Raw genomic sequence first — 12092 nt, 5'->3', positions numbered from 1 at the left:
CCGAATAGCCCCGGCCGAATGCGGTAGGCCCCGCGGGGCTCGAACCCGCAACCCACGGATTAAAAGTCCGTTGCTCTACCCATTGAGCTAGAGGCCCGCGGCCCACCCCGGAATCCGCCGGTGCGGCCACCCGAGAAGTGTAGTCGCTCGCGGCTCGCGGGCGAACGCGCGCACCCGGGCCGCGAGCGTCGTCCTCACGCCGTGTCGAACACCCGGCCGGTGTACCGGTTGGCGAAGACGCCGTGCGGATCCACCCGGTCGCGCACGGCGAGGAAGTCCCCGAACCGCGGGTACAGCTCCGCGAGGTCGGCGCGGCGGAGCCAATGGATCTTGCCCCAGTGCGGGCGCCCGCCGAAGTCGGCCATGATCGCCTCGACCGCCCGGAAATACTCGCGGAACTCCAGGCCGAGGTTCTGGTGGACGGCGACGTACGCCGTGCGCCGTCCAAAAGCCGTGGACAGCCACACGTCGTCGGCGGCGGCGAAGCGCACCTCGATCGGGAACGGCACGGCCGCGCGCCGTCGATCCAGCCACGCGCGCACCCGGGCGAGCGCCGGCGCGAGATCGGCGGCCCCGATCGCGTACTCCATCTCCCGGAAGCGCACCCGCCGCGGGGTCACGAACACCGCGTGGCTCGGGGCGGTGTAGGTGCGCTCGCCCAGGGCCCGCGCGGCGATCCGGTTGACCCACGGTGTGAGCCCGGGGGCGAGGGTGCACAGCTCGTTCGTCGCCGCGAACAGGCCGTTCGAGAGGAGCTCGTCGTCGAGGAGTCGGCGCGTCGTGGGCAGCGGCAGATCGTCGGCCGCGGCCAGGTTGTTCGCCTTGGTCAGGGCGAGGTCGGTGTGCGGGAACCAGTAGAACTCGAAGTGATCGTTCGAGCGCACGGGCCCGTCGGGATCCGCGAGACCCTCGAGCACGGCCGCCAGGGGCCGCGGGGCCTCGTGCGCGTGGAGCACGAAGGCGGGCACGGCCCGCAGCGTGAGCGCCGTGATCACGCCGAGCGAGCCCACCCCGAGGCGCGCGGCCTCGAACAGGTCGGGCTCGGAGTCGGGCGTCGTGTCGCGGATCGCCCCGTCGGCGGTGACGATCCGCACGTGCTCGACCATCCCCGCGAACCCGGTGAAGCGCTCGCCCGTGCCGTGGGTGCCCGTGCTCACCGCCCCCGCGAGGGTCTGGGCGTCGATATCGCCCATGTTCGCCAGCGCGAGGCCCCGCTCGGCGAGCTCGACACAGAGCCGCCGCAGCGTGATCCCAGCGCCGATCCGCACGGGCCTCGACCCGTCGGGGGACGGCGGTCCCACCCATTCGATCCGGTCGAGGGCGCTCAGGTCGACCGACGTGCCCGTGGTCACCGCACAGTCGGTGAACGAGTGGCCGGAGCCGACGGCGCGCATCCGCCGGCCCCCGGCCGCGGCCTCGCCCACGAGGCGGGCGAGGTCCTCGTCGGTGCGGGGGCGGGCCACCGCCCGCGGATGTGCCGCGGCCGTCGAGGCCCAATTGCGCCAGCGCGTGTCCGTCGTGGTCATGGTGGCGTCCAGTCTGCCGGAATCCCGCATCGGCAGGGGAGGAATTCCAGCGCGACGATGCGCGGCGTGGGCGACAATGAGCCCATGCCGCCCGCTCCCACCCCCGCGCCGTGGGCTCGGGTCACCCGCGACCTGCCGGCGCCGCTCGCCGTGGTGGACCTGCCCACGTTCGACCGCAACGCCGAGGATCTATCGCGCCGTGCCGGCGGCGTGCCCATCCGCGTGGCCTCGAAGTCCGTGCGCGTGCCCGAACTGCTGCGCCGCATGCTCGAGCGCCCCGGGACCATCGGCGTCATGGCCTACTCGCTGCGGGAGGCGATCTGGCTCGTGCGCGCCGGCCTGACCACCGACGTGCTGCTCGGCTACCCGGCCGTGGACCCGGCCGCGCTCGCCGAGCTCGCCGCCGATCCCGGGTTGCGCCGGGCGATCACGTTGATGATCGACGACGCAGCTCACCTCGACCTCATCGCTCGCGCCGCCGCGGGCGCGGCCGGGCAGGACCTGGCCGCGCAGCCGGTGCGGGTGTGCCTCGACATCGACGCCTCGCTGCGGATCGGACGCGTGCACATCGGCGCCCGGCGCTCCCCGCTGCGCACGCCCGAGCAGGCGCGCCGGCTCGCCGCGGACGCCCACGGGCGGCCCGGGATCGCGGTGCGCGGCCTCATGTTCTACGAGGCGCAGGTCGCCGGGGTGGGCGAGGCGGGCTGGCGGGGGCCGATCGTGCGCGGGCTCAAGCGGCTCTCCCTCGCCGAGCTGGCCACCCGGCGCGCGAGCGTGGTCCGCGCGGTCGAGGAGGTGACCGGGCCGGGTCTGCTCGTCAACGGCGGCGGCTCGGGGTCGGTGGCGCAGACGACCGCCGATCCGGTGATCACCGAGGTGACCGCGGGCTCCGGGCTGTTCGTGCCCACCCTTTTCGATCACTATGCGGCGTTCACCCCGCGCCCGGCCGCGTTCTTCGGCCTCGACGTGGTGCGCCGTCCGGCGCCCGGATATGCGACGGCGTTCGCCGGTGGCTACATCGCCTCCGGTGCCGTGGGCAGCGACCGCTGGCCGGCCCCGCTCGCGGGCCGGCTCACCGGTTCCGAGGGTGCCGGTGAGGTGCAGACCCCGCTGCGATTCGGGGTCGGCCGTGAGCCCGCGATCGGGGACCGGGTGTGGTTCCGGCACGCCAAGGCGGGGGAGGCCATGGAGCGCTTCGACCGGGTGCATCTGGTGGACGGCGCCGACCTGCTCGCCACCGTGGCCACCTATCGCGGCGAGGGCCTCGACTTCGGATGACGGATCGAGCAGGGCGGTGGCCTTGATTCCCGCGTCGAGCAGGGTCGTCGGGTTGAAATGTGTCGGCGGACCAACGATTCGGCCCTGGTCGCCGGCGGATAGGGCCGCGGATGGGGCGGGAAGAAGGACCCTCCGCCGACTCCCCGTGAGCCGGCTCAGAGGGTCGCCAATGCCGGTGCGCCGCGGTTCGCGGCGCGGATTCGGCCGCGTCTCCCGCGCTGACGGATCGTTGGCGCATCCCCGACCGGAGAACTATCGTGGGCGGGGTCTTTCCCACCCGAGCTCGAAAGGATGCCCGTGACCGCACGGTTCCGACGCCCCGCGATGCTCTCCGCCCAGCGCGCCGAGGAGATCGTCGGCGACGTCGACCCCGCCAGCCGATCGGAGGCGGCCCACGCCACCGCCGTCGCCCTCGTGGTGCGCGGGCGCGCCGCGGCCCACGACGACGACCTCGTGGCCCGGCTCGTGGAGCTCGTGGACAACGAGGGAATCGACGACCTGGCGATGCTCTGGTCGAACGCCCCGGCCACGACCCTGCCCGGTGCCCTGTGGCGGCTCTATCAGCTGCGGGAGTGGACGAGGAACGACGCCCACCGGGTCGCCGAGCACTTCCGCCTCGGCTCCCGCGCCGCCCAGGTCGACGAGGTGGTGGCGGGAGTCGCACCGCTGCCCGGGCCGAGCGAGGTACGCGACCTGGCGGACGCCGTCCTCACGGGCGTGTACCGGGGCGACTTCGCGGTCGCGCTCGAACGGGCGGGCGCCTTCTGCCGGGTGCTCGCGGCCGGCTGCGCGCTCGACGCCGACACCCTGACCGACGACGCCGAGGCCTCCCGCCTCACGCGCCAGGGCGCCACGCTGCAGGCCGTCGCGGAGGAACTCACGGTGGCCGCCGGCCTGTGGCGGGCGGAGAAGCTCGATTGATGGACCCGAGGCCGCCGACACCGCCGACACCGCCGACGCTGCACACCGGCGTGCCCGACGCGGGCGCCGTCCGCGCCCTCGCCGCCGCCGCGAGGCAGGCCGACGGCATCGACCCCTACGACGAGCAGACCCTCCTCAACCTCGACTCGGGCGCGGTGACCCACCTCCAGCTGGCCGGCCCCACCGGATCCACCGGACCGGTGGGTTATGCCCAGATCGACCGGGGCTCGGCCGAACTCGCGATCCATCCGGACTACCGCCGCGCCGGCTGCGGTGCCCACCTGCTCGCGGCCGTGCTCGAGGCCGGTCCGCCCGAGCTCGCGATCTGGGCCCACGGGAACTTCCCGGGCGCCGCCGCGCTCGCCGCCCGGCGCGGCCTGCGCGTCACCCGGGAGCTGCTCTACCTCACCGCCGAGCTCACGCCCACGGTGCCCACAGTGTCCGAGGCGCCCACGGTGCCCACAGTGTTGACAGCGCCCACAGCGCCCGAGGTCCCGGCGGGGATCGAGCTGGCGACGTTCGCGCCGGGCACCCGCGACGAGGCGGACTGGCTCGCCCTCAACGCGGCCGCCTTCGCCGACCATCCCGAGCAGGGGCGCCTCACGGCCGCCGACCTGCACGCCCGCATGGCCCAGCCGTGGTTCGACCCGAGCCTGTTCTGGCTCGCGCGCGCGCACGATACCTCCGCCCTCCTCGGGGCGATGTGGGTCAAGCCCGCTGTGCCGAGCGGGCCCGCCGAGCCCGATGAACGGAGTGGGCAGAACGTCGGGGGAACGGCCGAGATCTACGTGCTCGGGGTGCACCCCGAGGCGCAGGGACGGCGCCTGGGCACCCTGCTCACGCGCGTCGCCATGGCCGAGGCCCGCCGGCGCGGGTATGCGCGCATGGACCTGTACGTCGAGCGCGAGAACCACCCGGCGGTCGCGACCTACGCCCGCCACGGCTTCGTCACCGCCCAGCGCCACGTGCAGTACTCGCGCTGACCCGGCCCTCGCGCCGACCCGGCATTCACATTCGGCCGATCCCGTGCACGTCCCCAGGATGTGGTGCGAGCATTGGGCCATGACCGAGATCGCGACCGATGACGTGCGCGCCGAGACGGACCTGCCCGAGGGCCGCTTCGGCGACCGGGAACTGAGCTGGCTGGCCTTCAACGAACGAGTGCTCGAACTGGCCGAGGACTCAGGCCTCCCGCTGCTCGAGCGGGTGCGCTACCTGTCGATCTTCGCCTCGAACCTCGACGAGTTCTTCATGGTGCGCGTGGCCGGCCTCAAGCGCCGGATCGCCACCGGCATGGCCGTGACCGCGGCCTCGGGCCTGCAGCCCCGGCAGGTGCTCGAGGCGATCGGCGAGACCGCCCACCAGCTCACCGACCGGCACGCCCGGGTGTTCGCGGCGGACGTGGCGCCGGCGCTCGCCGCCGAGGGGATCACCCTCGTGCGCTTCGACGACCTCGCGGGGTCCGAGCAGGACCGGCTCCACAAGTACTTCCGCAAGATGATCTTCCCCGTGCTCACCCCGCTCGCGGTCGACCCGGCCCATCCGTTCCCGTACATCTCCGGGCTGTCGCTCAACCTCGCCGTCGTCGTGCGCAATCCCGGCACGGGGCGGGAGCACTTCGCCCGCGTCAAGGTGCCGCCGCTGCTGCCCCGGTTCATCGCGGTCGACGCCCGCGGCCGCCCCCACGACCCGGCCGACATCGAGGGGGAGGAGAGCTCCTTCGTGCCGATCGAGGACGTGATCGCCCACTTCCTCGACTACCTGTTCCCCGGCATGGACGTCGTGGAACACCACGTCTTCCGGGTCACCCGCAACGAGGACCTCGAGGTGGAGGAGGACGACGCCGAGAATCTGCTCAAGGCCCTCGAACGGGAGCTGCTGCGGCGCCGCTTCGGCCCGCCGGTCCGCCTCGAGCTGGCCCGCGGGTTCACCCCGAAGGTGCGCGACATGCTCGTCTCCGAGCTCGGCATCGTGGAATCGGACGTGTACGAGCTGCCCGCCCCGCTCGACCTGACCGGCCTCAATCTCATCGCCGACCTCGACCGGGCCGAGCTGTCGTTCCGGCCGTTCGTGGCCGGCACCGCCCGCGGCCTCTCCCAGGTCGAGAGCGCGAACCCCACCGACGTGTTCGAGGCCATCCGGGACGGGGAGATCCTGCTCCACCACCCGTACGACTCCTTCGCCACGAGCGTGCAGCAGTTTCTCTCCCAGGCCGCGGCCGATCCGCAGGTGCTGGCCATCAAGCAGACCCTGTACCGCACCTCGGGCGACTCGCCGATCGTCGACGCCCTGATCGACGCCGCCGAGGCCGGCAAGCAGGTGCTCGCGGTCGTGGAGATCAAGGCCCGATTCGACGAACAGGCGAACATCTCCTGGGCCCGCAAGCTTGAACAGGCCGGGGTGCACGTCGTCTACGGGATCGTCGGCCTCAAGACCCACTGCAAGCTCACCCTCGTGGTGCGCCAGGAGGCCGACGGGCTGCGCCGCTACTGCCACATCGGCACCGGCAACTACAACCCGAAGACGGCCCGACTGTACGAGGACTACGGCCTGCTCACGTGCGATCCGGACGTCGGCCAGGACCTGACCCGGCTGTTCAACCAGCTCTCCGGTTACGCGCCCAAGGCGAAGTTCCACCGGCTGCTCGTGGCCCCGCGCTCCGTGCGCTCCGGGCTCATCGAGCGGATCGAGCGGGAGGTCGCGCACCACCGCGACGGTCAGGAGGCGTGGATCAAGTTCAAGGTGAACTCGATCGTGGACGAGGAGACGATCGACGCGCTCTACCGGGCCTCCCGGGCCGGGGTTCCCGTCGACCTCCTCGTGCGCGGCACGACCGCCCTCGAGGCGGGCGTCCCGGGCCTGAGCGAGAGCATCCGGGTGCGCTCGATCCTCGGCCGGTTCCTCGAGCACTCCCGCGTGTTCGCCTTCGCCCGCGGCGGCGACCCCGAGGTGCTCCTCGGCAGCGCCGACCTCATGCACCGCAACCTCGACCGCCGCATCGAGGTGCTCATCCGGGTGGTCGATCACGAACACGTCGCCGAACTCGTCAGCCTCATCGACGTGGCCATGTCCCCCTCGACCGCCAGCTGGCACCAGTTGTACGACCCGGAGGGTCCGCCCGATCGCCCGGGCCGGAACGGTCGGATCTTCTGGCGCCGCGCGGACCGCGACGCCGACGGCAACCGGCTCGCCGACCTGCAGGAACTGCTCATGTCCTCCCACCGGCCCATGATGCGCGCGACGTACCGCTCCGCGGCGCCGCACCGGTCGACGGGCCGCTAGGGGTGTCCGGCGCCAAGAAGCCCGTGCACGCCGCGGGCGCCCTCCTCTGGCGGCTCGCCGGCGGCCACCTCGAGGTGCTGCTCGTGCACCGGCCCGGCTACGACGACTGGTCCTGGCCCAAGGGGAAGCTCCACAAGCACGAGACGCTGCCCGCCGCGGCCGTGCGCGAGGTCCGGGAGGAGACCGGGGTCGAGGCCGTGCTCGGGCGGCCCCTGCCGACCGTGCGCTACGTGCTCGGCGGCGGCACCCCGAAGGTGTGCTGGTACTGGGCCGCCACCCCGGCCGCGGGGATCGACCACTCCACCGCCGTGCCGACCACCCCGGAGGAGGTCGACGAGGCCCGGTGGGTCGAGGCGGTGCAGGCCCTGGAGATGCTCACCCGCCGCGCCGACCGGGCCCCGCTCATGGCCCTGCTCGAGCTGCACGCGGACGGCACGCTGGCGACCTGGCCGGTGCTGCTCGTGCGGCACGGACGCGCCCGGCGCCGATCCGCCTGGCAGGGCGGGGAGGACACCCGTCCGCTCACGGCGACCGGGCAGAATCAGGCGCGATCGCTCGTGCCGATCCTGTCCGCCTACGGCACCGCCCGCATCCTCACCTCGCCGTGGGCGCGGTGCGCCCTGACCGTCACCCCCTACTCCGAGGCCGCCGGCGTGCCGGTGGCCGTGCTCGAGGAACTGACCGAGGACGGCGCCCGCCACGCACCGGACCGCGCGCGGGCCGTGCTCGAGTCGGTGCTCTCGCTACGACAGCCGGCGACCGTCGTCTGTACGCATCGACCGGTGCTCCCGGTGGCCCTCGCCGCGCTCGCCGCGCGGGCCCCGGACCCGGTGGCGGCCCGGCTGCCCGCCGCGGATCCGTATCTGCGCACCGGCGAGGTGCTCATCGCCCACATCGGCCGGCCCATCCGCCGGAACCCGGCCAAACCGGGCCGCAAGAAGCCGGCCGTCGTGGCCGCCGAGCTGTACCGCGGGCGCAGCTGAGGTTCGTTCACCCACTGTTCACCCGGGCGTCAGCCCGGCGTCACCGGCGCGAGGATCCGGCGTCACGTGGGGTTCCTAACGTGGGCCGTGGCCGCGGAGTTCGCGGCCCACGACCTGAACAGATTGGGACAACCACCGTGAGCATTGCTCCGATTCGACGCTCGGCCCGCCGGGCGGGTGCCGTCGCCGGCTCCGTCATCGCGGCCGCGCTGGTCCTGACCGCCTGCGGGCCCGCGAACAACGGCGGGAACACCTCGGCCGACGGCGCGGCCCCCGGCGGCGGCGCCGCCTCCGAGCTCTCCGGCATGATCGCCGGCTCGGGCGCCTCCTCGCAGGAGAACGCCGCCCTCGGCTGGATCGCCGGGTTCACCGAGGCGAACCCGGACGTGACCGTCAACTACGACCCGACCGGGTCCGGCACCGGGCGCGAGCAGTTCCTCAACGGCACCGTGCAGTTCGCCGGTTCCGATGCGGCGCTCAGCCCCGAGGAGCTCGAGGAGGCCGGTGCCCGGTGCCTCGGCGGCGAGGCCCTCGAGCTGCCGCTGTACATTTCCCCGATCGCGATCGTGTTCAACCTGCCCTCCCTCGGGGCGGAGCACGTCAACCTCGAGCCCGAGACCATCGCCGGCATCTTCGCGGGCGAGGTGACCAACTGGAGCGACCCGGCCATCGTGGCCGCCAACCCGGAGATCGAGCTGCCGGACCTGGAGATCGTGCCGGTCAACCGTTCGGACAAGTCCGGCACGACCGAGAACTTCACCGACTACCTGGCCGCCGTCGCCCCCGACGTGTGGACCCACGGCCCGGTCGAGGAGTGGCCGATCGCCGGCACCCAGTCCGGTCAGCAGACCTCCGGGATGATCGACGTCGTCTCCGCCGCCGAGGGAACGATCGGCTACGCCGACGCCTCCCGGGTCGGTGACCTGGGCACCGTGGCGGTCGGCGTCGGCGGCCAGTTCGTGCCGCTGTCCGCGGAGGCCGCGGCCAAGGTCGTCGACGTCTCGCCCCCGACCGAGGACGCCACCGACCTGCGGCTGACCATCGAGCTCGCCCGGGACACGACCGAGTCGGGCTCCTACCCGATCGTGCTCGTCTCCTACCTCATCGCCTGCTCCACGTACGAGGACCCGGCCCAGGCCGCCAACGTGGCCGCCTACCTCACCTACGTCGCGAGCGAGGCGGGTCAGGCCCGCGCCGCGGAGCCCGACGTCGCCGGCTCCGCGCCGATCTCCGCCGACCTCCGCCAGAAGGTCGAGACCGCCATCTCAGCAATCAGCGCGAACTGATTCGCGTACTGGAGTTCTCGTGACCTCAGCAACTCCCCGCCTTTCCCCGCCGAGCCCGGCCAGTTCCGGGCTCGGCGGGGAGAGCCGTTCCGGCCGCTTCGGAAACCGCCTCTTCGCGGCGATCTCCACCGGGGCCGGCGTGACCATCCTCATCGCGCTCGCCGCCGTGGCCGCCTTCCTGCTCGTGCGGGCCTGGCCCGCGTTCACCGCCTCGCCCGGCGAGGTCGCCGACGCCACCCAGGGCGCCGGCTTCTGGGGCTACGTCGCCCCGCTGGCGTTCGGCACCGTGCTCTCCTCCGCGATCGCGCTCGTCATCGCCGTGCCGCTGAGCATCGGCATCGCGCTGTTCATCTCGCACTACGCCCCGCGCCGGCTGGCGTCCGGCCTCGGGTACCTCATCGACCTGCTCGCCGCGATCCCCTCGGTCGTGTTCGGGCTCTGGGGGATGGCGTTCCTGCAGCCGCTCATCAGCCCGGTGCTGGAATGGCTCAGCTCGACCCTCGGGTTCATCCCGATCTTCGCCGGCTACCAGGCCCCCGCCCGGAACGTGCTCACCGCCGGCATCGTGCTCGCGGTCATGATCATGCCGATCATCACCGCGACGATCCGCGAGGTGTTCCTGCAGGTGCCGCGGCTGCACGAGGAGGCCTCCCTCGCGCTCGGCGCCACCCGCTGGGAGATGATCCGCCAGGCCGTGCTGCCCTTCGGCAAGTCGGGCATCATCTCCGCCTCGATGCTCGGCCTCGGGCGCGCCCTCGGGGAGACCATGGCGGTGCTCATGGTGCTCTCGCCCGGCTTCGCGATCAACTTCTTCCTCCTCAAGCCCGGCCAGCACAGCTCGATCGCGGCGAATATCGCCGCCCAGTTCCCGGAGTCCTCGGGGATCGCGGTCGACGTGCTCATCGCCACCGGGCTCATCCTGTTCATCCTCACCTTCGCGGTGAACCTGCTCGCGCGCTGGATCGTCGCCCGCCGCGCCCAATTCGACGGAGCGAACTGATGACCGCGCCCGCAACCGCCGCCGAATCCCGCGCCTCCGCCGCCGACGCGGGCCGGACCCGCCCAGACCCGGCCGGGTCCGGCCGCGTCCGCCGTCCGATCCCCGAACCCACGCCGGTGCCGATGGCCCATCGCCGCCGCAAGGACCGCCTCGCCACCATCGCGGTGTGCGGGGCCTTCGTGCTCGCCCTCATCCCCCTCGTCTCGCTCGTGTGGATCGTGGTGAGCAACGGGATCTCCCGCTTCGGCTGGACGTTCCTCAACACCGACATGGTCGGCGTGTACGGGTCGATGGTCTCCGGCGGCGTCTACCACGCGATCATCGGCACCCTGCAGGTGACCGGGATCGCGGCCGTCATCTCCATCCCGCTGGGGATCTTCACGGCCATCTACCTCGTGGAGTACGGGCGCGGCCCCCTCAAGCGCGGGATCACCCTGCTCGTCGACGTCATGACCGGGATCCCCTCGATCGTCGCCGGCCTCTTCGCCTTCGCGCTGTTCACGATCCTGTTCGGCCCGGCCTACAAGGCCGCCGTCATCGGCGGCGTCGCGCTCGCGGTGCTCATGACCCCGGTCGTGGTGCGCTCCGTGGAGGAGATGCTGCGGCTCGTGCCGAACGAGCTGCGGGAGGCCGCCTACGCCCTCGGCGTGCCGCGCTGGCTCACGATCGTCAAGGTCGTGCTGCGCACCGCCATCGCCGGCATCACCACCGGCATCATGATCGCGATCGCGCGGGTGATCGGGGAGACGGCGCCGCTGCTCGTGACCGTCGGCCTCGCCGCGGGCGTCAACTGGAACGCCTTCGAGGGCCGGGTGGCCACGCTGCCGGTCTACGTGTACCGCCAGTACGCCCAGGGCGGGGCCTCGATCGACCGCGCCTGGGCCGGAGCGCTCACCCTCATCGCCATCGTCATGCTGCTCAACCTCCTCGCCCGGCTCGTCAGCCGCTACTTCTCCCCCCGAACCTGAAGGAACCCATCGTGACCCGTCGCATCGAGATCAGCGACCTCGACGTCTACTACGGCCCCAAGCACGCCGTCGCGGACGTGACCATGACCATCGAACCGAGTTCGATCACCGCCCTGATCGGGCCCTCCGGGTGTGGCAAGTCCACGTTCCTGCGCACGATCAACCGGATGCACGAGGTGATCCCGGGCGCCCGCGTCGAGGGGTCCATCGTGATGGACGGCGTGGACCTCTACCGCAGGGACGTCGACCCCGTGGACGTGCGCCGACGCATCGGGATGGTGTTCCAGCGCCCGAACCCGTTCCCCACGATGTCGATCGCCGAGAACGTGCTCGCCGGGATCCGGCTCAACAGCCGCCGGATCGGCAAGTCCGACGGCGAGGCGCTGGTCGAGTCGGCGCTCACGGGCGCCAACCTGTTCAACGAGGTGAAGGACCGCCTCGACGCCCCCGCGTCCGCGCTGTCCGGGGGCCAGCAGCAGCGGCTGTGCATCGCCCGCGCCATCGCGGTGCGCCCCCAGGTGCTGCTCATGGACGAGCCCTGCTCGGCCCTCGACCCGATCTCCACGCTGGCGATCGAGGAGCTCATGAGCGAGCTCAAGGAGGACTACACGATCGTCATCGTCACCCACAACATGCAGCAGGCGGCGCGGGTGAGCGACCGCACCGGATTCTTCAACATCGCCGGCACCGGAGCGCCCGGGCGTCTGATCGAGCTCGACGACACCGCCACGATGTTCGCCTCACCGAAGGAACAGGCGACCGAGGACTACATCGCCGGCCGCTTCGGCTGAGTCGGAGGGGGCCCGGGGATCGAACCTGGTCCCGGGCCCCCTCGCCATCACTCGGGC

At 72.6% G+C, this 12092-nt stretch carries 10 protein-coding genes and 1 tRNA gene; 9 read left to right on the top strand and 2 right to left on the bottom strand.

The window, feature by feature from the left end; translation table 11 throughout:
- Positions 1–24 precede the first annotated feature (24 nt).
- Positions 25–97: transfer RNA gene (locus tag GCE65_RS14420), tRNA-Lys, on the bottom strand.
- A gap of 97 nt (positions 98–194) precedes the next feature.
- The gene (locus tag GCE65_RS14415) at positions 195–1526 is read right to left on the bottom strand and encodes a D-arabinono-1,4-lactone oxidase (RefSeq protein ID WP_153878852.1); all 1332 of its coding nucleotides are present in this window, start codon (positions 1524–1526) and stop codon (positions 195–197) included.
- Between the two features lie 84 nt (positions 1527–1610).
- On the opposite strand from GCE65_RS14415, the gene GCE65_RS14410 reads away from it, so the two are divergent.
- The 9 genes from GCE65_RS14410 (at position 1611) to pstB (ending at position 12035) form a co-directional block, all read left to right on the top strand.
- Positions 1611–2804, top strand: coding sequence for an alanine racemase (locus GCE65_RS14410; RefSeq protein ID WP_228759978.1), 1194 nt, complete (start codon positions 1611–1613; stop codon positions 2802–2804).
- A gap of 297 nt (positions 2805–3101) precedes the next feature.
- Positions 3102–3725 (top strand): hypothetical protein, encoded by a 624-nt coding sequence (locus GCE65_RS14405; RefSeq protein WP_370460140.1) that lies wholly within the window; start codon positions 3102–3104, stop codon positions 3723–3725.
- On the top strand, positions 3725–4708 hold the full coding sequence (mshD, locus tag GCE65_RS14400) for a mycothiol synthase (RefSeq protein WP_153878850.1): 984 nt from the start codon (positions 3725–3727) through the stop codon (positions 4706–4708). The genes GCE65_RS14405 and mshD overlap by 1 nt, the downstream gene beginning before the upstream one ends.
- A 79-nt stretch (positions 4709–4787) precedes the next feature.
- Entirely contained in the window at positions 4788–7007 is a 2220-nt protein-coding gene (locus GCE65_RS14395; protein WP_227993639.1) for an RNA degradosome polyphosphate kinase, read from the top strand.
- A gap of 23 nt (positions 7008–7030) precedes the next feature.
- On the top strand, positions 7031–7990 hold the full coding sequence (locus GCE65_RS14390) for an NUDIX hydrolase (protein ID WP_228759977.1): 960 nt from the start codon (positions 7031–7033) through the stop codon (positions 7988–7990).
- 137 nt (positions 7991–8127) lie between these two features.
- The gene (gene pstS, locus GCE65_RS14385) at positions 8128–9276 is read left to right on the top strand and encodes a phosphate ABC transporter substrate-binding protein PstS (protein ID WP_228759976.1); all 1149 of its coding nucleotides are present in this window, start codon (positions 8128–8130) and stop codon (positions 9274–9276) included.
- Between the two features lie 19 nt (positions 9277–9295).
- Entirely contained in the window at positions 9296–10276 is a 981-nt protein-coding gene (gene pstC / locus GCE65_RS14380) for a phosphate ABC transporter permease subunit PstC (RefSeq protein WP_153878848.1), read from the top strand.
- Positions 10276–11244 (top strand): phosphate ABC transporter permease PstA, encoded by a 969-nt coding sequence (gene pstA, locus GCE65_RS14375; RefSeq protein ID WP_153878847.1) that lies wholly within the window; start codon positions 10276–10278, stop codon positions 11242–11244. The genes pstC and pstA overlap by 1 nt, the downstream gene beginning before the upstream one ends.
- Before the next feature lie 11 nt (positions 11245–11255).
- On the top strand, positions 11256–12035 hold the full coding sequence (gene pstB, locus GCE65_RS14370) for a phosphate ABC transporter ATP-binding protein PstB (RefSeq protein ID WP_153878846.1): 780 nt from the start codon (positions 11256–11258) through the stop codon (positions 12033–12035).
- Positions 12036–12092 lie beyond the last annotated feature (57 nt).

Source organism: Pseudactinotalea sp. HY158 (assembly GCF_009660225.1).
Taxonomy (GTDB): domain Bacteria; phylum Actinomycetota; class Actinomycetes; order Actinomycetales; family Beutenbergiaceae; genus HY158.
Note: the sequence above shows the minus strand (reverse complement) of the source record. Positions and strands in the feature narration are given on the sequence as shown.